Source organism: Myxococcaceae bacterium JPH2 (genome assembly GCA_016458225.1).
Classification (GTDB): Bacteria; Myxococcota; Myxococcia; order Myxococcales; family Myxococcaceae; genus Citreicoccus.
This window is the reverse complement of sequence record JAEMGR010000003.1, coordinates 486,939-508,802: the sequence shown is the minus strand read 5'-3', so window position 1 is coordinate 508,802 and position 21,864 is coordinate 486,939. Positions and strand designations below refer to the sequence as shown.

At 69.1% G+C, this 21,864-nt stretch carries 16 protein-coding genes; 7 read left to right on the top strand and 9 right to left on the bottom strand.

The window, feature by feature from the left end:
* Window positions 1-16 precede the first annotated feature (16 nt).
* On the bottom strand, window positions 17-736 hold the full coding sequence (locus JGU66_06805; GenBank protein MBJ6760467.1) for a hypothetical protein: 720 nt from the start codon (window positions 734-736) through the stop codon (window positions 17-19).
* Between the two features lie 24 nt (window positions 737-760).
* Window positions 761-3,943, bottom strand: coding sequence for a TonB-dependent receptor (locus JGU66_06800; protein MBJ6760466.1), 3,183 nt, complete (start codon window positions 3,941-3,943; stop codon window positions 761-763).
* Window positions 3,944-4,400: 457 nt separating this feature from the next.
* Between JGU66_06800 and JGU66_06795 the strand changes: the two genes are divergently transcribed.
* On the top strand, window positions 4,401-5,096 hold the full coding sequence (locus JGU66_06795) for a hypothetical protein (GenBank protein ID MBJ6760465.1): 696 nt from the start codon (window positions 4,401-4,403) through the stop codon (window positions 5,094-5,096).
* Window positions 5,089-6,138 (top strand): GNAT family N-acetyltransferase, encoded by a 1,050-nt coding sequence (locus JGU66_06790; protein ID MBJ6760464.1) that lies wholly within the window; start codon window positions 5,089-5,091, stop codon window positions 6,136-6,138. The genes JGU66_06795 and JGU66_06790 overlap by 8 nt, the downstream gene beginning before the upstream one ends.
* A 51-nt stretch (window positions 6,139-6,189) precedes the next feature.
* On the opposite strand, the gene JGU66_06785 is transcribed toward JGU66_06790, so the two are convergent.
* Window positions 6,190-8,151: a protein kinase gene (locus JGU66_06785; GenBank protein MBJ6760463.1), complete on the bottom strand. Its 1,962-nt coding sequence runs from the start codon at window positions 8,149-8,151 to the stop codon at window positions 6,190-6,192.
* Window positions 8,152-8,403: 252 nt separating this feature from the next.
* On the opposite strand from JGU66_06785, the gene JGU66_06780 reads away from it, so the two are divergent.
* Window positions 8,404-12,264 (top strand): hypothetical protein, encoded by a 3,861-nt coding sequence (locus JGU66_06780; protein MBJ6760462.1) that lies wholly within the window; start codon window positions 8,404-8,406, stop codon window positions 12,262-12,264.
* A gap of 69 nt (window positions 12,265-12,333) precedes the next feature.
* On the opposite strand, the gene JGU66_06775 is transcribed toward JGU66_06780, so the two are convergent.
* Together JGU66_06775 and JGU66_06770 are read right to left on the bottom strand one after the other, a co-directional pair.
* Window positions 12,334-13,371 carry a hypothetical protein gene (locus JGU66_06775; GenBank protein ID MBJ6760461.1) on the bottom strand — a complete coding sequence of 346 codons (1,038 nt, stop codon included), beginning with the start codon at window positions 13,369-13,371 and terminating at the stop codon, window positions 12,334-12,336.
* Between the two features lie 247 nt (window positions 13,372-13,618).
* Window positions 13,619-14,503: a hypothetical protein gene (locus JGU66_06770; GenBank protein ID MBJ6760460.1), complete on the bottom strand. Its 885-nt coding sequence runs from the start codon at window positions 14,501-14,503 to the stop codon at window positions 13,619-13,621.
* Between the two features lie 26 nt (window positions 14,504-14,529).
* On the opposite strand from JGU66_06770, the gene JGU66_06765 reads away from it, so the two are divergent.
* The 3 genes from JGU66_06765 to JGU66_06755 all read left to right on the top strand — a co-directional run bounded on the left by JGU66_06765 (window position 14,530) and on the right by JGU66_06755 (window position 17,037).
* The gene (locus tag JGU66_06765; protein ID MBJ6760459.1) at window positions 14,530-14,742 is read left to right on the top strand and encodes a hypothetical protein; all 213 of its coding nucleotides are present in this window, start codon (window positions 14,530-14,532) and stop codon (window positions 14,740-14,742) included.
* A 122-nt stretch (window positions 14,743-14,864) separates the two neighbouring features.
* Window positions 14,865-15,983 carry an aldo/keto reductase gene (locus JGU66_06760; protein ID MBJ6760458.1) on the top strand — a complete coding sequence of 373 codons (1,119 nt, stop codon included), beginning with the start codon at window positions 14,865-14,867 and terminating at the stop codon, window positions 15,981-15,983.
* 145 nt (window positions 15,984-16,128) lie between these two features.
* The gene (locus JGU66_06755; protein MBJ6760457.1) at window positions 16,129-17,037 is read left to right on the top strand and encodes a hypothetical protein; all 909 of its coding nucleotides are present in this window, start codon (window positions 16,129-16,131) and stop codon (window positions 17,035-17,037) included.
* A gap of 10 nt (window positions 17,038-17,047) precedes the next feature.
* Here JGU66_06755 and JGU66_06750 read toward each other — a convergent pair whose 3' ends face one another.
* On the bottom strand, window positions 17,048-17,836 hold the full coding sequence (locus tag JGU66_06750; GenBank protein ID MBJ6760456.1) for an acyl-CoA desaturase: 789 nt from the start codon (window positions 17,834-17,836) through the stop codon (window positions 17,048-17,050).
* A 281-nt stretch (window positions 17,837-18,117) separates the two neighbouring features.
* Here JGU66_06750 and bioA point away from each other — a divergent pair, with 281 nt between their 5' ends.
* Complete coding sequence (gene bioA, locus JGU66_06745; GenBank protein ID MBJ6760455.1) at window positions 18,118-19,449, top strand: adenosylmethionine--8-amino-7-oxononanoate transaminase; 1,332 nt, start codon at window positions 18,118-18,120, stop codon at window positions 19,447-19,449.
* Here bioA and JGU66_06740 read toward each other — a convergent pair.
* From JGU66_06740 to JGU66_06730, 3 genes are all read right to left on the bottom strand, one after another.
* On the bottom strand, window positions 19,373-20,077 hold the full coding sequence (locus tag JGU66_06740; GenBank protein ID MBJ6760454.1) for a DedA family protein: 705 nt from the start codon (window positions 20,075-20,077) through the stop codon (window positions 19,373-19,375). The two genes, bioA and JGU66_06740, sit on opposite strands and share 77 nt — an antisense overlap.
* Window positions 20,074-21,156: an AI-2E family transporter gene (locus tag JGU66_06735; protein MBJ6760453.1), complete on the bottom strand. Its 1,083-nt coding sequence runs from the start codon at window positions 21,154-21,156 to the stop codon at window positions 20,074-20,076. The genes JGU66_06740 and JGU66_06735 overlap by 4 nt, the downstream gene beginning before the upstream one ends.
* Window positions 21,157-21,295: 139 nt before the next feature.
* Window positions 21,296-21,829 carry a phage tail protein gene (locus JGU66_06730; protein ID MBJ6760452.1) on the bottom strand — a complete coding sequence of 178 codons (534 nt, stop codon included), beginning with the start codon at window positions 21,827-21,829 and terminating at the stop codon, window positions 21,296-21,298.
* Between the last annotated feature and the right edge of the window lie 35 nt (window positions 21,830-21,864).

Sequence of the window (21,864 nt, the reverse complement as noted above, 5' to 3'; positions counted from 1 at the left end):
GCACCCGCGCGACCGGCTACTTCAGCGACGGGACGTCCTTCTCCAGGACGCAGAGCTTCAGCGTCGGGTCACACACCACGGCGAAGTCCGGGTTGACGCCCGAGCCCTGGCCGCAGCTCAGCGCGGGGACTTCCGAGCCCGGCGTGCACGCCACCGCCGGCCACATGCCCCGGACCTTGTAGGTGCTGGTGCAGCCGTTGTCCGTGTACTCGAGGTCCGCGCTGAACTGCGTCCCCGGAGCCGAGGGCGCCGAGTACACCTTCACGTGGGTGAAGGCATACGCGAGCTTCTTCGGCTCCTCGGCGGAGATGCCCGGCTTGCCGTCCTTGCCCGGCACCGCCTCGCGCGCCACCGCGTCCACCTTGGCCACGGACAAGTCGCCGGCCGAGCAGAAGTACTGCGCGTCCTGCTGGAGGTTCAGGTCTCCGAAGGCCGTCTGCTCGCGCTGGTTGGTGACGTTGTCGCGCGCGCCGCGGCTCGACAGGCCATCCGGGCGGATGGCCAGCGTGCTGTCGCCGCCCTTCTCCAAGTCGATGTACTTGAAGATGCCCGCCAGCTCTCCGACGGGAGCGAAGCGCTTGTTGGCGACGCACACGTCATCGGTGGCCTTCTGCACCTCGTCGTACTTCAGGATCCAACTGGCGCTGTCTTGCACGATGCAGCCTGAGTTGGGCTGCTCGAAGTCGCAGCCCGCCAGGAGCAGGAGCGGCACTGCCGCAATCAATCGCTGGGTCATGGGATGGGTCCTCATGGGGCGGGCCTAGAAGGAGTACCGGAGTCCCAGACGCACCTGACGCGGCGGCTGGTACTGGGTGGGCTTGCCGAAGTTCGGGTTCACGTCGTCATTGGTGAGGAACACCTTGGGGTCCGAATCCGGCGCCTTCTGCACGCTGCCCGGCAGGTCGTCCTTCTTGCCATTGGCCACGGGGTACACGGTGGCCGTGGTGTACGTGTTGTCCACGCTGGTGACGCCCTGGAAGTTGAACAGGTTGAAGAGGTCCACCGTGAACGCCACGGACTGCTCCTTGGCCAGCCGGTAGGTGAGGCCCAGGCTCGTGTCGATGGTGTTGATCCACGGCGTGCGGCCACCCGAGCCGCGCGGGAGGATGAACGTCTCACCCTGGCCGTAGCGCAGGTACGCGCCCAGGTAGTTGATGGGCGTGCCGGAGCTGCCGCGGTAGGACAGGCCCACGTTCGCCACCAGCTTCTGGGTGAGTGCCACCTCCTTGGCGCCGAACAGCTTGATGGCGTGGGTGCGGTCCGCGGGCAAGAGGCCCGTGCGGTTCTGGAGGATGGGGATGATGTCGAAGTCCGCGTTGGTGTTCGGGTCGAGCTGGTTGGTCTCCGGGCGGTAGAGGCCCGCGTAGTTTCCGTACAGCCGCGACCACGTGTAGCTGGCCTGCGCGAGCCAGCCATCGCCGAACGCCCGGGTCAGGTAGACGGTGGCGGCGTCGTAGTCGCGCTTCGCCTCCGGGAAGTCCTTGGCGAAACCGAAGCCCGGGTTGCCGAGGAAGTATGTGTTGCCCTCGTCGCGGCTCATGTCCTCGATGACCGCGTTCATCTTCCGGTGCGTGTACGTCACGCCCACGCGGGTGTTCGTGAGAACCTCGTACTCGCCACCGAGCGCCAGCTCATCCGAGGACTGGGGCTTGATGTCGGGGTCCACCGGCCGGGCCTCGGCCTTGCCGCCCGAGTAGAGGCGGCTCGGGTCGCGCGAGGACTCGGGGGTCGCCACCTCGTTGTGGCTGTTGGGGTCCACGCACGCGCGCTGGCCCTCCACGGTGGAGGGGTCGCAGCCGTTCGGGTGGTTGACGTCCTTGGCGTAGTGGTTGGCCACGTAGCGCGGGTCGGGCGGGTAGCCGCGGTCCAGCATGCGGATGGGCACCTGCTCGTAGTAGCGCGAGAAGCTGGCGAACAGCTTGCTCCGGCCGTTGCGCATCGGGTCCACGATGACGCCCAGGCGCGGAGACACCTGGTTGCCCATGGAGAAGGCCAGCTTGCCGTCGCTGCCGTAGAGCCACTGCGCGTCGTAGCGGAGGCCGGCGTTGACCGTCACCATGTTCGCGATGGTGTAGCTGTCCTGGAGGAAGCCGCCCACGGTGTTGCTGCGGGTGTGCGACTCGCGGACCATCAACACCTGCGGGTCATCCGGCGCGTGCAGGTATCCGAAGCGGCGCGCGTCCGTCCAGCCCAGCACGTTCGTGGCGACCTCGGCCTCCTGGAGCAGGACGCCGCCCGTATAGGCCTTCTGGTTGTCGTAGCTGAGGAACTCCGCGTCCGCGCCCGCCTTGATGACGTGCGAGCCGGTGAAGTTGTTGAGGAGGTACGTCAGCTTGGTGTTGACCTGGTAGCGGTCCAGCTTCGAGTCGAAAATCAGTCCGCCGCCGATGTTGTAGTTGGTCACCTGGCAGCGCAGCCGCTGCTCGGCCGCCGTGGTGCCGCAGTACGTGTCCGCGTCCGGGACGGACTCGAACTCGGTGAGGGCGTGGGGGAACTTGTTGAGCGTGGCGTACGTCACGCGCGCCGTCCCCGCGATGCCCTCGTCGCCGCCAATCTTGCTGCCGTCAGAAGGGAGCTGCGAGGAGACCTGGTGGAACCAACCCACGTTGGCGTCCACGAGCAGCTTCTTGTCCATGAACGCACCCGCGTACGCCGCGGACAGGGTCCGGGCGCTGGCGTCCTGGACCAGGGCGGTGTGGAACGCGGGCGACGAGCTCATGCGCGTCAGGATGACGGTGCCCTGCTGCGGATCCACCAGGAGCTTGCCCTCGCCACCCGTGGTGGACGGCGTCCCCAAGACGCTCAGCGAGAGGTTGTGGTCCTGATTGATGAGGTACGTCAGCTTGCCCATGTACTGCACGGTGCTCGAGTCCGCGAAGTACGTGCGCTCGGAGCCGGGGATGCGCGTCGTGGTGAAGAACCCGCGGTCATCCACCACGCGGGACGCCTTGCCCTGGTCGTCGTACGTCACGTTGTACGAGTTGAACGACCGCTCGTGCGCGTAGCGCGTCACGGAGGGCGCCACGCCCGCGAAGAACCAGAGCTTGTCCTTCATGATGGGGCCGCCCAACGTGGCGCCGAAGTCGCCCAGGTTGTGCAGCTTGGTGACGCCGCTGATGGCCGAGCCCTGGCTCACCACCAGCTCGCGCTTGCCCTCCAGCGCGCCCGGCGTGAGGTTGGCGAACACCGTGCCGTGGAACTCGTTGGAGCCGGACTTGGTCGCGGCCGTGATGACGCCACCCGTGGAGCGACCGAACTCCGGCAGGTAGCCGCCGGTGATGACGTTCACGTCCTGCACGAACTCCACGGTCATGGGGCTGGCGTTGATGCCCACGGACGGGTCGGCGGTGGAGATGCCGTCCACCAGGTAGCCGTTCTCCGGGGACGTGGCGCCGTTCACGGACACGCCGAAGGTGTCCGTCTGCGCGCCCGGCGCCAGCTCGGCCAGGCTGTCGAAGGAGCGGGTCGCGCCGCCCTTGCCGCCGGGGCGGTTCACCGCGATGCGGCGGATGAAGTCGTCTCCGACGTTCACGCCGGTGCTCGTGGAGCCCACGTCGATGGTGGGCGGGCGGGACTCGATGACAATCTGCTCGGAGAACGCGTCAGGGAGCAGCTCGACGTTGACGCGGATGGTGCGGTTGAGCCGCAACTGCACGTCGGAGCGGGCGAACGGCTTGAACGATTCCTTCTCGAACCGGAGCGTGTACATGCCCGGTGGGAGCTGGGGGATGCGGTACAGGCCCTGCGCGTCCGTCACCACGGTCTGCTCACCCTGCAGGTTGGGTGAGGTGGCGGTCACCACGACGTCCGCGGCTGGCTGTTTGGTCTCGGTGTTGACGACCGTGCCGATGATGACACTGGATTGAGCCAGAGCCGTGGACCCGAACAGCAGGCCCGCGACGAGGACGGCACCGGGTGTCCGGCGCCAGGGGAGTGATGTCATGTCGAGACGCTTTCCAGGGGGGAGTCTTGCGGTGGCAAGCTGCTAACGCTTGCGCCGGCCCAGCGTATCGGAGCCTGTCATATTTCAAACGATTTCGATACCGCGAGTCCCGCCCGACCCCTGATTTTCGCGCCGTTTCAGCCCGCGCGCCGATGCGTTGGACCTCCGAAGGTTGAGGGGGAACCACCTTTGAGAGCCTCCACCGTGTGCGGGTGCCGGCGGGGGAATGCCAGGCCAGCGAGCGGCAGGGGGCGCTGTGTCATCGCGGCGCGGGCAGGCAGGCCGGCATGATTTGCAACGAATTGGCGGGGTGAGCTGTGTTCAGGAGCAAGGCCTGTAGAGCACGGCACGTTCCTCGTGATGCGTTTGACGCGCCATCGACAAGTCCTGCTCCTTTTTTCGGTGCGCCAGATGTGGGGCATGACGTGGCTGATTACAGATATCGGCCATGAACGTGATGCAATGGCGAAGTCTGGAGGAGATGTTGAAGGGGCTGGTGGTGCCGGAGATCTACTCCGTGGAGCTGTTGGCGAGGGAGGACATCCCGAAGGTCACAGCGCTGCTGCGGGCGTGGTATCCGGACATCCGGGTGGGGACGGAGAGCCGTCACCTCGAGCCCGCGTTCTACGAGCGCGAGTTCTCCCTGCGGGGCGAGTCCGAGGACCGCCCGCTCACCGCGCTGGTGTGCCGGGCGCGGGAGAGCAATGACATCATTGGTCTGTTGACGCTGGAGAAGAACGCGCGAGGGCTTCAGATTTCCGCGCCCATGGGCGCGGTGGAGCCGACGTATCGGGGCTTGGGGATTGGCCAGCTGGGCGTCCCCGTGCTGGAGGTGGTGGGGCGCAGCATCGGGGCGGAGGTTGCGTTGTATTACTCGACGCTCAAGGTCGCTCGTACCCAGCGCAATGCCGAGCGGCATGGCTTCAAGCTGGTGGGGCTCGTGCCTGCCTTCGACGTGGATGCCATTGGGCCCGGCACCGTCAAGCGCGTGTATGAGGCGCTCTACGCCAAGGTGTTGGTGGGGCCGGAGAAGGTGCACCTGCCGGATTGGAATGTGCTCATCCCGTCCACGCGAGCGCTGTTCACCCATCTCTTCGGCGCCCACCCGGCGGACACCGCCGGCTCGCCGCCTTTGGAATTGCGCCATGGTTGAGGTCCGTACCTTCGAGGGGGATGCCGCGGAAGCGTCGCGCTTCACCAACCGGGTCTGGCAGGCCAGCTACGGGGGGAAGGTGCCGCTCGCGCTGTGGGACGAGCGGTATTTCGACTGGCTTCTCTTTGGCAATCGCCACGCGGGTACGGATTATCTATTAGGGGCTTACCTGAACGGGAAGCTCGTCGGGACCATCTTCGGCGAGCGCGCGCGGATCCGCCTGGGCGAGGGGGAGGTGGACGGCACGTTCACGAGCTGGGCCAGCGTGGACACGACCCATCGTGGGCTGGGGATTGGGCGCAAGCTCGCCGCCGAGCTGTTGCATCGGCACCGGGAGCGCGGCGCGAGGCTGGCGCTGGGCTGTATCGCGCACGGCTCCGAGGGGGCGGGCTTCTGGGGGAAGCAGCATCAAACGCGATACATGGACGAGATGGGGCTGTGGATTCATGTCTTCGAGCCGGAGGCGATGACGCGCTGGTCGTTTCATCGCTCCGAGCGCGCCTTCTTCCGCCTGCTGCGCCCCTTCCAGCGGCACGGCTACCGCGCGGCCACGAAGGAGGGCATCCGGCTCTACCGTCCCACGGACCTGCCGCAGTGCACGGCGCTCATCCAGCACGTGATGAAACCCGTCACGTTTGGCTATTCGTACACCACGGAGCGACTGGCGCATCAGCTGCAGTATCGGGATGTGCCGAGGACCTTCGTCCTGGAGCGCGACGGCGTCATCCAAGGGCTCGTCAATTACTACACCCTCCAGCTGCGGGCGCGAGAGACCCGGTCGATGGGCGTGGTGGACCTGATGGCCTTCAAGGACGGAGTCCCGCTCGGCGAGCAGCGCAGGTTGCTCCAGGTGACAATGCAAGACATGGCGCAGCAGGGCGTGAGCACCGCCGCGATGCTGCGCCTGGCGGGCGGGTCCTCGCAGGTGATGTGGCGCTCGGGGTGGTTGCCGTGGCTGAGCGGAGGACGGGTGGCGTGTCTGCTGCCCACCTCGGATGTGGTGCTGCCCGCGTCGCCGCGCGTCTTCACGCACCTGCGTTGAGACCTGGTCGAGAGGGACGCGCTCGGGGGCGCGTCCCTCCGCCGCCGTGGCTCACTCGGGCCGGGCCTGGGCGCTCTCCAGCCGCACGAAGAACTTGCAGAGCTTGTCTCCGGGGCGGACCTCGCAGTCGGTGCTGTAGGTCCGCTTCGTGGGCTCGTGGCGGAGCGTGAGCTGATGGCGCCCTTCGTAGAGCGTCACCTGCGGCGGGCCCCGGAGCGGCTGGCCGTCCACGGTCAGGACGGTCATGTCATCCGGGCGGCCTCGCAGCGTCACGTTGAGCTGCTGGGGGTTCAAGGAGAGGGTGCGCTTCTCGCCCGCCTTGAGCTGAAGCCGGGCGGACTTGTCGAAGCGGGACTTGTTGGCGGTGCCCGACAGCTCGATGCGCACCACGCCAGGGTCCACCGAGAGCGCGAGCGGTGTGCGTCCGACGACGCGGTCATTGAGTCGCACCTGGCCGGACGGGCGTGACTCGATTCGCAGCAGCGCCTGGGTTGCCGTGGGCTCGGGAGGAGGGGCGGTCTGCGCGCCCGCGTTCGGAGCCGCGGTGTCGGCATCCGTGGGGGATGCGGCCTCACCCGTGTTCGTGGCTTGCGCCGCGACCTGGGTGGGATTGCCCGCGGCGTGGGTGTCATTGCCCGGGGGCGGGGGTGGAGTCCCCGCCTGGTTGTCATTGCCGACAGCGACTGGGGTGCCATTGCCAGCGGGCGCGGGAGGGAGGCCAGGGGGCTGTATTCCAGGCGCGGCGGGCGCGGTGTCCTGGGCGCCCGTGACGGCCCGTGGCGGGTCGGCCTGGGCGATGGGGGCGGGCTCGGCGTGGTGACGTCCCGCCCACCACGCGCCCGCGCTCGCGGCGATCCCCAGGCCCGCGACGATGCCGAGCCCCGCCATCCAGGGCCGAGCGGTGGAGCGCCGAGGCAGCGCGGCCGTGACCCCGGGTTCGGGCGCGGCCTTCGACGCGGACTGGTGGGTGGCCTCGGTATGAGACGCGACGCCGCTCACCGAGGACACCGGCCGGGGGGTGCGCGACGTGTTCACCCGGGCCGAGGGGGTGGACGGTGAGGAGGGCGGAGGCGCTGATTCATCGGAGGGGAGCGTGGGAAACAGCTCCTTCACCTGATTGCCAATCTCGCGCATCCCGACCCGGCGTCCCCATTGGAGGAGCAGGTCATCGAGCGCCGCCTGCAATTCGTGGCAGCTCGCGTAGCGGTTCTCGGGCTCGCGCGCGAGCGCCTTGTCGACGACGAGCGCGAGCGCCTCGGGTGTCTCCGGGCTCAGCTCCCGCACGTCGATCAACGGCTCCTGAAGCACGGCGCGCATGAGCTGCGCATCGCTCTCGCCCTCGAATGGCTTGCGCCCGGTGACCAGCTCATACAGCACCACGCCCAACGCATACAGGTCCGAGCGCGCGCTGGCGGGCTGTCCCATCAGATACTCGGGCGCCATGTAGCCCAGCTTTCCCTTCAGGATTCCCGAGCGGGTGTGCTGACTGGCATTGGCGGCCTTCGCGATACCAAAGTCCATCACCTTCACGTTGCCCGAGCGCGAGACCAGCAGGTTGTCCGTGCTGATGTCTCGGTGGACGATGCTCAGGGGCTCGCCCGTGCGTGAATCACACAGCTCATGGGCATACGCCAATCCCTCACAGGCCAGCGCGACGATGCGCGTACTCAACTCCAACGGGATGCGGCGACCCTGTTGAAGCGCCCGTTTGAAGAGGGAGCGGAGGTTGGGGCCCTCCACGTATTCCATGGCGATGAAGTACGCGTCCTCCTCCTGTCCGAAGTCGAATATCTGGACGATGTTGGGGTGGTCCAGCTTCGCCACCAATTTCGCCTCGGAGAGGAACATCTCGATGAACTGAGGGTCCTCCGCGAGGTGGGGGAGGATGCGTTTAACAACCAACAGTTTTTCGAAGCCCATGGGGCCGGCTGTCTTGGCGAGGAAGACTTCGGCCATGCCGCCCGTGGCGAGCTTTCTCGTGAGCAGGTATCGCCCCATTTCCATCTGCGCCATGAGTCCTTTTGCTGTGATATGGGTTCTAAAGGAGGTGCTTCCCCTTAGCACACCATGCAGACCCCCGCTCTTGCTCGCCTTTCCTGGTCGTGGCTGTGTCTCGTGATGGCCTGTACGCCCCCAACTCATGGCGGCGAGAGCGCTTCGACACCGGCCTCCCCTGTTGAGAAACAGACAATCGTCACGGCGGACCCAGGTGGGGTTCCCGCGGTCCTGCCTGCGATTGCCTCGCTCGCGCCTGGCTGGGATTCCGTGCAGCCCCTGGGGACGGCGCGCCACTCCCATTCGACCACCCTGCTGCCCTCGGGGAAGGTGCTCGTGGCGGGCGGCTCCAATGGCTCGCAAGCTGTTGCCACGGCGGAATTGTATGACCCCGCTACAGGCGTCTGGACGCCTACGGGCACCATGCCGGGCGCGCACTTCGTGCATTGCGCCACGTTGCTGCCCTCCGGGCAGGTGCTCGTCACGGGCGGCGAGGATGGGACGAAGCCCATTGGCACGGCGGAGCTGTATGACCCGGTCAGCGGCACGTGGCGCGCCGCCAGGCCCATGTCGGTGGCGCGGTCCGGACACACGGCCACGCTGTTGAAGGATGGGCGCGTGTTGGTGGTGGGGGGCAGCTCGGGGAGCACCGCGCTGGCCACGGCGGAGCTCTACGACCCAGCCACCAACACCTGGTCCGCCGCGCGCTCGCTGGTCAATTCGCGCTCGGGCCACACGGCCACGTTGCTGCCGTCCGGCAAGGTGCTGGTGGGCAGCGGCGCGGGTGTCACCAACGCGGAGCTGTATGACCCGTCCTCGGGAACGTGGAGCGCGGCGGGGACCATGACCGCCCTGCGTGACTACCCGTCCGCCACGGTGCTGGCGTCGGGCCGGGTGTTGGTTGCGGGCGGCGTCTCTGGCAGCACGGTCGTGGCCACCGCCGAGGTGTATGACCCCGCGTCGAACACCTGGAGCGCGACGGGCTCGATGGCGATGGCGCGCATGTATCCGTCCGCCACGGCGCTGCCCTCCGGGAAGCTCCTGGTGGCGGGGGGGCTGATGGGATTCCAGCCGACGCCCGCGGTCGCGGCGGCGGAGCTGTATGACCCGTCTTCGGGGACGTGGAGCGCGGCGCCCTCGCTGAGCGCGGGGCGCTATTTCCATACGGCGACGCTGCTGTCGTCGGGGCGGGTGTTGGTGGTGGGCGGCTTCGACGCGAACAGCGCCCTGGCCACCAACGAACTGTATGACCCCGAGCCGCCGCGTTGGGGGGCCACGGGCTCCCTGGCGAGCGCGCGCAACTCCCAGGTGTCCACGCTGCTGTCCACGGGCAAGGTGCTCATCGCCGGAGGCGTGGCCGCGCTGGATGGCCGCGTGCTCGCCACCACCGAGTTGTATGACTCGGAGCTGGGGACGTGGGCGGGCGCGGCGCCCATGTCCGTGGCGCGCATGAACCACACGCTCACGCCGTTGCCCTCCGGACGTGTGTTGGCGGCGGGCGGCTTCGATGGGTCGCACGTGCTCCCGTCCGCGGAGTTGTTCGATCCGCAGGCCGGTGTCTGGGTTCCCGTGGGGGGACTGACCCTGCGCCGGGGACATCACTCGGCCACGCTGCTTCCCCCGGGGAAGGTGCTCGTGGCGGGAGGCCAGAACGAGGACGGCTTCACCAACACGGCGGAGCTGTATGACCTCGCCACGGGGACGTGGAGCGCCACGGGGGCGATGCCCAATATCCGGGCTCGGCACGTGGCCGTGCTGCTGTCCACCGGCAAGGTATTGGTGGCGGGCGGCACGGATGGCACCGCGACGCTGACCAAGGCCGAGCTGTATGACCCGGCCACGGGCAAGTGGACTGCGACGGGCGACATGATTGTGCCGCGCCAGGACGCCACGGTGACGCTGCTGCCGTCGGGGCGGGTGTTGGTGGCGGGTGGCTCGGATGGGACGGCCTTCCTCACCAAGGCGGAGGTCTATGACCCCGTCACGGGCGCTTGGACCGCCACGACCAACACGATGTTCGCGGGGCGCCGTGGGGCCACGGCGACGTTGCTGCCCTCGGGCCGCGTGCTGGTGGCGGGTGGCTCCAAGACGACGCAGCCGCTCTCGGCGGACCTCTATGAGCCGGCGACGGGAGTGTGGACCGCGATTCCCGCCGCGGGGGGCGTGTATGTGAATCACACGGCGACGCTGCTGGCTCGGGGCAAGGTGCTGCTGACGGGCGGTCTCACCACGAACGCCGAGCTGCTGGATGACCGAGGCGCGCTGGAGGAGTGGCGACCCGAGCTGAGCGCGCCGGACCTGTTGCCCCCTGGGACGACGGTGGTGGTGGCCGGCAAGCTGCTGCGCGGCTTGTCCGAGGCGAGCAGTGGCAGCTTCAACTCCTCGCCGAGCGGCGTCCCGGTGTTCGCGCTCACCGCGCTGGAGTCCGGCGCCCGGGTGACGCTCACGGTGGATCGCTTCACGGACACGTCCGCCACGGTGCAGGTGCCGCGCATCGCGCCGGGCGCTTATGTCCTCTCCGTCCTGGTCAATGGCGTGTCGGCGAGTCGCGCGGTGCGCGTCGCGGATGACTCGGTGCCGGAGACGCGCTTCACGAACGCGCCCGCCGCCATCACCAACGTGCGCGCCGGGCCTTTCACGCTGGACTCGCCGGACGGTGACTTGCTGGGCTTCGAGTGCAGCCTGGACTCGGCGGCCTTCGTGCCTTGTGGACGGACGCCCACGCTCCCAACGCTCACGGATGGCGCGCACACGTTCGCGGCGCGCGCCATCGACATGACTGGCAACGTGGACGCTACCCCCGAGCGGCGCACCTGGACGCTGGACACGCAGCCGCCCGCGCCGCCCGTGGTGACGTCTCCCGCCGAGGGCGATGAGGTGAAGGGGTTGGCGACCGTCACGGGCACCGCGGAGGCGGGCAGCCAGGTGTCTGTCTATTTCGATGGCCAGCTCGCGGGCACCGCGACGGCCACGGATGGAAAGTGGAGCGTCGAGTCGGGCTTGGATGTGGACTCGCGCACCCACGCGCTCACGGCCACGGCCACGGACGTCGCGGGCAATGTCAGCCAGGGCTCGCCCGCGCTCAAAATCCAGACACGGCCTGACAGCTATTACGCCGGCTGCGGCAGCACGAACGGGCCGCCAAGCCCCTGGGCCTGGGGGTCGGTGCTGGTCCTGCTGAGCGCGCGCTGGCTGCGAGGCGCCTCGCGGGGTGGAGTGGTGCTCCTGGCGTTGCTGGTCTGCGCCGCGCCGTCGAGCGCTGTCGCGGAGTCGGCGGCGTGTCCCACGTGTCCACATCCACGCAATCCCTCGCTGCGCCGCGTGGAGCGGCTCTATGGGGACCTGGAGTATGAGAAGGCGTTGTCGCTGCTCCAGAAGGTGCGGGCCCAGCCGGGCAACGGTCCCGAGGACGTCCTCTGGATGGATTTGATGGAGGGCCTGCTGCAATACGGGCTGGGCCGCATGGAGCAGTCCGACGCGGCCTTCGGGCGCGCGCTGGAGCAGGACGCCACGGTGTCCCTGCCGGTGGAGGACGCGTCGAGCACGCTGCGCGAGCGCTTCTCACGTCTGCGCCAGCAGCGCACGCAAGCCCGCGCGGCCGCGTCCCCCGTCACGCCTCCACCCACTCCCGTGACTCCACCCCCCACGCTCGAGACGCCTCCGACGCCGTTGCCGTCGCCGTCGCCCGAGGGGGGCTGGGCGTTGCGCATGGTGGGGCTGCGCGGCGAGCGGGACATGGTGGGTTCGGGGATGTTGCCCGCGGTCACCGCCGAGGTGGTCCACGCACCCCACGAGGCGCCGGACGGCTTCGGGTACGGCGCGGCGCTCACGGTGCTGGGCCAGAAGGCGGGGCCGGATGTGCGAGCGGAGGGGCGCCTCTTCCTGCCAGGGATTCAAGGTTCGGGCGGGCTGCTGCTGCGGCCGTATGGGTTGCTGGGGGCCACGGCCTTCCTTCCGCAGGGCGCGGTGGGCGGGCGCGCGGGCCTGGGGCTGGGCCTGCGCACGGGCCGCTTCCACGTCTTCGCGGACGTGGCCTACGAGCGCTTCGTCAACGCGGAGCGAGGCTTCGGCGCGGATGCGCTCCTGTTGGCCGTGGGGGCCGGCTGGGCCCCCTCGGCTACGAGCTGGTGAGGGACGACGCTCGCTGAGCTCAGCGCATCGGGAAGCAGGTGCGCTCAGCGCATCGGGAAGCAGGTGCGCTCAGCGCACCTGGTTGTTGCCGTTGGCGATGCCCGAGTGGCGCAGGGTGGACAGCATCGAGGAGTCAGGTGACGCCAGGGCGACCTTGATCTTCTGGTCGCCCACGAACACGGTGCCCATGGCCTGGATGCCCGTGCCCGATGGCATCTTGAGCTGACTGCGCTTCGAGCCGGGGATCTGCATCATCTTGTCGAAGCTCGCTTCGGACGTGCAGACCATGCCCTTGAGGTTGTCCTTGAGGGGAATCTTCTCCCAGTGGAGCTGCTCGTTCTGGACCTTGAGGTCCGGGCCGCCCACGGTGCTGTTGAAGTTGTCATTGCGGCCCGACTCGGTCTGCTTGCCCCACAGCTGCTTCGTCCGCTTGAGCGGATCCCCTTGCGGGAGGCCGACCTGGTCCTTCTTCGCCGCGCCGGGCACCAGGCCCATGTTGTCCGTGGAGGACGCGCGCCAGGCCTCGGTGCCGCCGCCGCCGGAGGACGAAGCCTCGAAGGCGTGGCCCTGCTTCGTGAGGAAGCTGGGGCTGAGGATGAGCTGCACCTTGTCCGCGTTGCTGCCCACCCCGTAGCCCTCGGCCTTCCAGTCCTTCTGCTCGGTGCCCACGGCGCGGGTGTAGACGCCCAGTGCGCCACCGCCGTTGCGGTCCGCGTCGCGCGAGTACTTCCCCTCCTTGCCCAGCCGGTTGTACGCGGAGCTGAGCTGCCCGTTGCTCAGCGCGTCCTTCACGAACTCCGGGCTCATGCCGTGCGTGAGGCACGCGGTCTTGTCGATGTTCAGCGGTTTGACGGGGCGCGTGCTCGGGGCCAGCGCGGGCGCGGGACCTTGGGCATGCAGCTTCGGGCCCGCGGTCTTCTTCGACGAACTGGAGACCGTGCCCGCCGGGCTGAAGGTGCTGGTGTTGACGGGGATGGGCGCGTGGCCAGTCGAGCTGGTGTGCGGGGGGATGATGGCGGGCGGCTGCTTGGGGGGATCGGCTCGGGGCCGCAGCTGCGTGTTTCCAACGTGCGTCAGGGTGGGCTTCGGGATTTGGGTGGCCTTCATGACGTCTGGACTCCAATCTGAGCGTGCGACAGTCCAGAGCTAACACAGACATGATGGCGGCGCGGGGATTCCCGGAATGGACATGCACGCCAGCCCACATCCGGTTCACCCGGAAGGCGCGGGCCTCCAGCGCAGATGAAATGTCGCCGCCGGGCTGGATGGGCCCGGGATGCAACTGTTCACTGTCTGACATTGCCTGGGCTTGAGGGGCCGGGGCGGGATGGCGGGGGCGCAGGGCCCCCATGGCCTACTTGTTGTTCACGGGCGTGGACTTCTTCACCACGAAGCCCACGGGCGGAGAGAGCGCGGGCGTGCTGGCGCGGCGCAGGGGCAGCATGGCGAAGGTGAGCTGAATCACCGTCTTGAAGCCTTGCACCTTCTCCGGGATGTTCTTCAGCGAGGCCTGACTGAGGCTGCGGTTGGCTTTGACGAGGAGCACCGTCTCGCCCGCCGCGCTCCTCCGGGGTTCGACGCCGTCGACCTCCTTGAGGAAGGGCGCCAGCAGCTTCGTGGCCTCGGCGAGGGCCTTGCCCACGGCGGTGTGCGGCGCGGACTCTTCGGCGGAGAGTGGCGGGTGCTGGCTGGCGTGCGTGCCCGCGGGCTTCGACGTGCTGAGCACGAACTGCGGGCTCATGCGCGGGGCGGCGCGCGTGTTCGCGGGCGTGGCCTGGGGCATGCCACCCATGGCGGCGGAGGTGGTCCCCAGCCGCTGCGCCTGCGCGGCCTTCATGGGGGCGTTGACGCTGGCGGGCTGGAAGTCCGTCTGGGCCACCAGCTGCGAGCCGGTGATGGTCCGGGCCATGGCCGCGGCGCGGCTGCCCGAGGAGGACTCCCCACCCACGCCGCCCGTCTTGCCGCTCTCTTGCTCGGTCTTCGAGGTGCCCTGTCGGTCGCGGGCGCGGCCCTCCTCGAGCTGGCGGAAGGCTTCTTCCTCGCTGGCGGAGCGCTTGCGCTCGCCGCCATGGCCCAGCGACATGCCTGGGTCTTGGGTGAGGTCCTCCTCGTCCTCATCCTCCTCCTGGCCGGGGACGTAGGGGCCATTCTTTCCCGCGACGTTGCGTCGAGGACGGACCTCGCGCCGCGTGGTGGGGCGCAGTGTGAGCGGGGGAGGGCGACGGGGGATGTGAGCCACGGTATCTGCTAGAATAGCCGAACGTCATGGCGGAGAACCATCGAGGCAATGAGATCGACTATGGCAAGTGCCCCTGCACCGGCGCGTACGAGCACAGGTTGATCGAAGTGGAATTGACGGTGGCCCAGCGCAGCGTGGTGCTCACCGACATCCCGCAGGGCGAGTGCGCCCAATGTAGTTCGCAGGTCTACAAGATGCAGGTGATGGAGCGGCTGGAAGGCCTCATGCGCACGGAGTGAGAGGGATTCCTCCGGGCGTCGCTCGAATTGCGGAGCAAGGACCGGAGTGTTTGCCCCAGGGGGCTCGCCTATCTCTTGGCTCGCGTCGGACATCCCCGGCGCCACCTGGATGCGAGCACCTCATGACCGCTGGACCCATCGAATCCCTGTCGCGCTATCACCTGCTTGGCCAATCCGGATTGCGAGTCAGCCCGCTGTCGTTGGGCACCATGGCCTTTGGCACTGACTTCGGCTGGGGGATGCCCGCGGAGCGCGCCCATCAAATCCTCTCGCGCTACCTGGAGGCGGGCGGGAACTTCATCGACACGGCGGATGGCTACACCGCCGGGTCGAGCGAGCGCATCATCGGCGACTACTTCGCCCAGCACGGCGGACGCGACCGCGCCGTCATCGCCACCAAGTTCACCGCCAATGGCTCGCCGGGCGACCCGAACGCGGGAGGCAATGGTCGCAAGAACATCTACCGCGCACTGGAGGCGTCCCTGCGGCGCCTCAAGACGGACTACGTGGACCTGTACTGGGTTCACCTCTGGGATGGTCTGACGCCCGTCGAGGAGGTGATGCAGACGCTCACCACGCTCGTGCGCGAGGGCAAGGTGCGCCACATCGGCCTGTCGGACGTGCCCGCGTGGTACTTCGCCCGCGCGCAGACGCTGGCGGAGCGCAACGGCTGGGAGCGCGTGGTGGCGCTGCAGCTGGAGTACTCGCTGGCCGAGCGCAACATCGAGCGCGAGCACATCCCCGCCGCGCTCGCGCTGGGCGCCGCCATTACGCCGTGGAGTCCGCTGGCCGGCGGCCTTCTCACCGGCAAGTACACCCGCGAAGGCAATCAGCCCAAGGGCGAGGGCCGCGCGCACGCGATCTTGCAGAGCGTGCCGCTGGTGGCCGAGAAGTTCCTGAAGGACCGGCCGTGGGCGCTGCTGGACGAGGTCCTCGCCGTTGCGCGCGCGGTGGAGCGCACGCCCGCGCAGGTCGCGCTCAACTGGGTGGCCACTCGGCCCGGCGTGGGCTCCACGCTGGTGGGCGCCAGCTCGCTCGCGCAACTGGAGGACAACCTCCACGCGCTGGACTTCACGCTGCCATCCGAACTTTCCGCGAGGCTGGAGAAGGCGAGCCGGCCCGAGCTGCTCCACCCCTACGTCTTCTTCGAGAGCCCGTTCTTCACGCGGGGGATGGTGGCGGGCAACACCTCCGTGACGGCGGAGCCGGCGTGGTTCCGGGGGCCGCTCCAGACGCCCTGAGGCGCAGGGGAGTGAAGCGCCGGAGGGCTCGGCCGTCATGAGTCGGGCGGCCGGGCATTCCGGGGGACCCTGGGTTGTTCGGCCGGCGGACGTGTCACCTCGTACACTGCCGCCGCTCTCACGCGGCGGTTCTCCGGAGGAACCCATGACGACGTTGCGAACCCTGTCCCTGTCCGCGCTGCTGCTGGCCGCGGGAACCACCGAGGCCCTGGCGGACGTGGGAGGCGCCACGCCTCGGATGGCGATGCAGGCCGAGACGGGAAAGGGCGCGGCGAGCCCCAAGCTGGAGTCCGGCACGCCCTTCACCGCAGCGTACATCGTGGATCATTGGCGCCAGCACCCGGACTCGCCGCCGTTGGAGAGCACGCCGTCCGCGCAGGCGCGCGGCTACATCGCCAAGAAGCTGATGGTGGGCGCGGGCGCGGGCGTCCTCAAGCAGCCGGGCGCCAGCGAGATGGCCAAGAAGCTGGAGCGCATCGTGGAGGCGCTGAAGGCCAACCCGGCGCTCAAGAATGTGCGGGGCGTGAGCCTGAGCCAGGGCGTGTCGCTGGGCATGTTGAAGGGCGGCCCCATGGACAAGGGCATCGCCGGCAAGGCCTACGTGATGGCCTTCCCGCTGCGCCTGGACGACAAGGCGACCCGCCACTTCCCGGATGACACGTACTACACGCCCGGCGACGGAGACTCGCTCAACGTCGTGGTGAATGACCCGTCACTGTTGGAGACGCACCCGGAGGTGCTGGGCACCTACAACGGGCTCACCATCGTGCGCGCGGGGACGGGGCTGGGCGTCGTGGTGCTCAACACGAAGCGCCCGCTCACCGTGACGGCCACCACGCCGCGCGGCACGCGGCAGGACCTCAACCCGGACCTGATGGATGCCTCGCGGCCTCCCTCGGACATCCAGGTGTTGGTGGCGTACCTGGGCTCGGGGACGCCGACCTGGAACGACCTGGCGCGCGGCGACATCAGCCCCACCAGCGGGCCCGGCCGGCTGTTGGGGGCCCTCTTCACCACGGACTGGAAGACGCTCGTGTCGCAGAAGGCCAAGTAGCGGGCGGGCTTCAGGCCACCTGGGCCTCGCGGGCGGAGACCTCGCGAGGCTCGGGGTACACGGCGCGCTGGGGCGTGGTGATGCGGATGATGCCCAGCTTCGCCAGCACGCGCATGACCTGCCACGTGGGGTCGATCTCGAACACGCGGGCCGCGAAGTTCGGGCTGCTGCCGTACTTGTGGTGGTTGTTCTGGAACAGCTCGCCCATGCACAGGAAGTCCACCGGCAGGGTGTTGCGCGACTTGTCGCTGCCCTGGAAGTTCCGGTAGCCGTACTTGTGGCCGCACCAGTTCACGATGGCGCCGTGCACCGGGCCCATCAGGAAGTGGATGGGCAGCAGCAGGAACATCCAGGGCGACGTGGCGAACGCGATGTAGAAGAGCGAGTACAGCACGCCCCACGAGATGGGCGCCCACCAGGACATGCCCAGCGTGCGGTCGATGAGCTTCCAGTCGGGATAGCCACCGAGGAACCGGGCCTCCGGCTGCTCCTCCTCGTGGACGTACGCGTGGTAGCGCTTCTTGGTGTGCCACATCATCCGCATCACATCGCGGAAGTTGTGCGGCGAGTGCGGATCCTTCTCCGTGTCGGAGAAGGCGTGGTGCTCGCGGTGCAGGATGGCGTAGGCGCGCGGTGAGAGGTACGACGAGCCCTGGACCAGATAGGTCAACAGGTGCACCACGCGCTCGGTGCGCGGCCCCATGCTGTACATGCGGTGCGCGGCATAGCGGTGCTGAAAGAAGCTCTGGAAGAAGACACAGAGCAACCAGTGGCTGACGAAGAAGATGAGGACGGCCATGAGTTCTCCACGAGCGGTGGCAGTGTCTGGCTAACATCGACCCTGTCATCGGCGTGTCAGCGATGCGCACGAAGGTGGGGACGCCCCGCTCGGGTGGCATCCGCGAGACGGGCCGCCAGCGCTGACGGGCGGCGTCGTGTCATCCCGGGGATAAGCCGCGGTGCGGCAATCCATTCGATGGAGCGGGGGCGCGTGCACGCGAGGGTTGCGAGGGGTGCGGTGGGCGGGCAGAACGCTCGTCCGCGCGCGTCATCCGCGCGTCTTCCCGGAGGAGCACGCACGTGGAGCGGGCGAACATCGTTGGCCTGGACAAGCAGCACGTCTGGCATCCCTACACCGCGATGGCGCAGTACATCGCGGAGACGGATCCGCTGGTGGTGGTGGGCGCGGAAGGCCCCTACCTCGTGGATGCGGACGGCAAGCGCTACCTGGATGCGAACAGCTCGTGGTGGGTGACGACGCTGGGGCACCGCCATCCTCGGCTGGTGCGCGCGCTCACCGAGCAGGCGGCGAGCCTGGCGCACGTGTCCCTCGCGGGCATCACCCACGAGCCCGCGGCGCGGCTGGGCGCGGAGCTGGCGGCGATCGCTCCGGGCGCGGACCGCGCGGACGTGCCGGCCGAGCACAAGTTGTCGCGGGTCTTCTACTCGGACAACGGCAGCACCGCGGTGGAGGTGGCCATCAAGATGGCCGCGCAGTACTGGGCGCAGAACGGGCGCCCGCGCCGCACGCGCTTCATCACGCTGACCGAGGCCTTCCACGGCGAGACGGTGGGCTCCACCAGCGTGGGCGGCGTGAAGGTGTTCCGAGACGTGTTCGGGCCGCTGCTCTTCGACGTGGTGCACGTGCCGTCGCCCGCGGAAGAGGGCGGCTGGGCGCGCGCCTTCGCCGAGGTGGAGGCCGCGCTGCGCGCGCACCCGGACGAGATTGCCGGCGTCATCCTGGAGCCCGTCATCCAGGGCGCGGGCGGCATGCTCATGTACTCGCCGGACTTCCTGCGCGCGGTGCGCGAGGCGACGCGCGCGGTGGACACCTTCCTCATCGCGGACGAGGTCTTCACCGGCTTGGGGCGCACCGGCGCGCGCTTCGCGGTGGACCTGGCGGGCGTGGTGCCGGACCTGCTGTGTCTGGCCAAGGCGCTGAGCGGCGGGCTGCTGCCCTTCGCGGTGACGCTCGCGTCCGAGCGCGTCTTCGCGGGCTTCCTCGGAGAGAAGAGTCGGGCGCTGTACTACGGCCACTCGTACTGCGGAAACCCGCTGGGCGCGGCGGTGGCGCGCGAGGTGCTCGCCGTCTACCGCGACGAGGACGTGCTGGGGCAGGTGGTGCGCAAGGCCCCGCGCATCCAGGCGGCCTTCGAGCGCATGGCGCGCGAGATTCCCGGACTGACCCGGCCGCGCGCGGTGGGCATGGTGGGCGCGGTGGACATGGGCGGCGGCGGCTACCTGGCGAACCGAGGCTGGCGCGTCTACGAGGCGGCGCGGCGACGCGGGCTGTACCTGCGTCCGCTCGGCGACACGGTGTACATCGCGCCCCCGCTCAACATCCCCGACGCCGCGCTCGACGCGTTGCTGGCGGGCGTGGAGGACAGCCTGCGCGAGGTCGCGAAGGGCTGAGGTCCGCGCGTGACGTGGCCGAGGATGCGCTGGCTCGCCGCGCGCGATGCCAGCGCACGACCAGCAGCCCCAGCACGAGCAGGACAGCGACCAGCGCGACGAAGTGCTCGACGTTCCCCACGCCGCGCGCCAGGCGGTCGATGCTGCTCGAGCCCAGATAGCCCAGCGTCACCAGCGCGGGGCAGTTGATGCACAGGGCCAGCGCGTCCCACAGCAGGAAGTGCCCAAGCGGCATGCCCTCCACCGCCGCCATGGCGAACACCGGCACCCGCAGCACGGACATGAAGCGCCCGAAGAACACCATCCGCGAGCCGTGGCGCGCGTAGAGCTGCTCGACGCGCGCGCGGCGCTCGGCGGGGAAGAGGCGGCAGGTGTAGCGGTTCGTGTACAGCGCTGGGCCCAGCTTGCGCGACAGCAGGAACAGCGCGGTGTCTCCGCTCAGCACGCCGGCGATGCACACCGCGTAGGCCACGGGCAGCGCGATGACGCCTCGATGCGCGAGCACGCCCGCGGACAGGTGCACCACGTCCTCGGGGAGCGGCAGGCCCAGGCCGCCCAGCACCAGCGCGCCATACAGCAGCGGCGCCGAGCCATGCGCGAGCAGCAGTCGCAGCGGGCCGTCGCTCACGGCGGGGCCTGGAGGCTCGCGTCGCGCCGCTCCTGACGGAAGAGCAGGACCTCGCGCGCGATGATTTGCGCCGTGGCGGCCACGGGCACGGCCACCACCGCGCCCACCACGCCGCCCAGCTCCGCGCAGAACAGCACGGCCAGCAGCGTCACCAGCGGGTTGACGTGCGTGGTGCGCTTGAACACGAGCGGGGCCAGCACGTTGCCCTCGAGCTGTCCGTACAAGAGGAAGTAGGCGAGCACCGTGATGGCCTTGAAGAGCCCCCCCGTGGTCCACGTCAGCAGCGTGATGAAGCCCCCCGCGACGATGGGGCCCGCGTAGGGCACCAGGCTGGAGAAGCCGCTGGCGATGCCCAGGGGAAGGAAGAAGGGCATGCCCAGCACGGCGAGGAACGTGGTGGTGAGCGTGGCGTTGATGGTGCAGATGAGCGTGATGCCGGAGAGGTAGCCGCCCGTCGCCCGGTAGATGTTGCGCATCACGCGCACGTAGCGCCGGCGGTGCTCGGGCCCGGCCAGGTCCAGGGCGCGGCGCAAGAGGCCGCCGCCGAACGACAGCATGAAGACCACGAGGAAGAACACGCTGAGCGCGCCGCCCAGCACGCCCACGAGTCCGCCAATGGCTCGGGCGAGCAGCGAGGGCAGCGTGCCCGCGAGTTCCGGCGTGGCCTGCTCCAGGCGCTGCGCCCAGCCGAGGTTGCGCAGCCGCTGGTTCACCACGCGCAGCGCGCGCGCCTCGCGCAGCTCGTTCCACAGGGTGGGCCACTGCTGCACGAGCGCGTCCACCTGGGACACCGCCGCGGGTATCACCAGGAGCGCCAATGCCGCGAGCACCAGCAACGCCGCGGTGAGCACGACGGCGATGGCGAGCCCGCGCCGCAGCTTGTGCCGCTCCAGCCAGGACACGCCGTGCTCCAGCGCCAGCGACAGCAGCGCCGCGATCCCCACCAGCGTGAGGGACATGCGCGTGCGCATCACCAACGCGACGAGCACCAGCACGGACAGCGCGGTGAAGCACACGGTGTAGACCGTGCGCGGCGTCACCTGGGACCGCGGTCTTGTCGTCTCGTGCTCCGCCACCATCCCCGTGCCCCGGGGCCGCTCGACGTAGCGCCCCGCTCCCTCGGGATGTGCATGGCGCGGGGCCGAGGCCAGCCCCGCCGTGATGCGATGTCGCGCCGTGGACGGAGGCACGAGCGCCTCCGTCCGGGCGCGCGCGGGACTAGTTGCGCGAGGGGTACACGCCCTGCAGCGCGATGATGAAGCTCACGCAGAGGAACGGCTCCATGTTGTTGTGCGGCTGGCTGCCTCCGGCGATGCCAATGGCCTGGGCGTTCATCGTCGTGCCGGCGGTGGCGTTGTAGTTGTTGACCGGCTGCTGCGTGTTCGGATCCACCTGGACGGCGTCGAACATGCCTTCGGGGTTGGCCGCGTCGGCTGCCTGCACGCTCGCGACGAGCTGGTGGGAGTGCTGGGGCATCTGGCTGGAGATGAGCGTCACGGTCTCCGAGCCGCCCTGCTCGCCGAGGGTGCGCGGCGACAGGCCCGGCCCCTGGCCCCACTGCATGGGCGAGCGACCGCGCAGGTCCGGCAGTCCGAACGTGCTCACCCCGTTGCCGCCGTAGGTGGTCCCCAGGATGGAGAACAGCGCGGAGTTCTGCGCGATGGACAGCAGCTGGCCGTTGCAGAACGCCCAGCCGCGCGGGGCGAAGTTTCCACCGAACATCCGGATTTCACCGATGAATGGATCCGACATGAGCGCCTACCTCTCGGGGTGCGGTGTTGCGTGGT

Bases quoted from the DNA above. Each gene is read 5' to 3' on its own strand.
- JGU66_06805 (MBJ6760467.1), bottom strand. From the start codon at position 736: ATGACCCAGCGATTGATTGCGGCAGTGCCGCTCCTGCTCCTGGCGGGC.
- JGU66_06800 (MBJ6760466.1), bottom strand. From the start codon at position 3,943: ATGACATCACTCCCCTGGCGCCGGACACCCGGTGCCGTCCTCGTCGCG.
- JGU66_06795 (MBJ6760465.1), top strand. From the start codon at position 4,401: ATGCAATGGCGAAGTCTGGAGGAGATGTTGAAGGGGCTGGTGGTGCCG.
- JGU66_06790 (MBJ6760464.1), top strand. From the start codon at position 5,089: ATGGTTGAGGTCCGTACCTTCGAGGGGGATGCCGCGGAAGCGTCGCGC.
- JGU66_06785 (MBJ6760463.1), bottom strand. From the start codon at position 8,151: ATGGCGCAGATGGAAATGGGGCGATACCTGCTCACGAGAAAGCTCGCC.
- JGU66_06775 (MBJ6760461.1), bottom strand. From the start codon at position 13,371: ATGAAGGCCACCCAAATCCCGAAGCCCACCCTGACGCACGTTGGAAAC.
- JGU66_06765 (MBJ6760459.1), top strand. From the start codon at position 14,530: ATGGCGGAGAACCATCGAGGCAATGAGATCGACTATGGCAAGTGCCCC.
- JGU66_06760 (MBJ6760458.1), top strand. From the start codon at position 14,865: ATGACCGCTGGACCCATCGAATCCCTGTCGCGCTATCACCTGCTTGGC.
- JGU66_06755 (MBJ6760457.1), top strand. From the start codon at position 16,129: ATGACGACGTTGCGAACCCTGTCCCTGTCCGCGCTGCTGCTGGCCGCG.
- JGU66_06750 (MBJ6760456.1), bottom strand. From the start codon at position 17,836: ATGGCCGTCCTCATCTTCTTCGTCAGCCACTGGTTGCTCTGTGTCTTC.
- JGU66_06735 (MBJ6760453.1), bottom strand. From the start codon at position 21,156: ATGGTGGCGGAGCACGAGACGACAAGACCGCGGTCCCAGGTGACGCCG.
- JGU66_06730 (MBJ6760452.1), bottom strand. From the start codon at position 21,829: ATGTCGGATCCATTCATCGGTGAAATCCGGATGTTCGGTGGAAACTTC.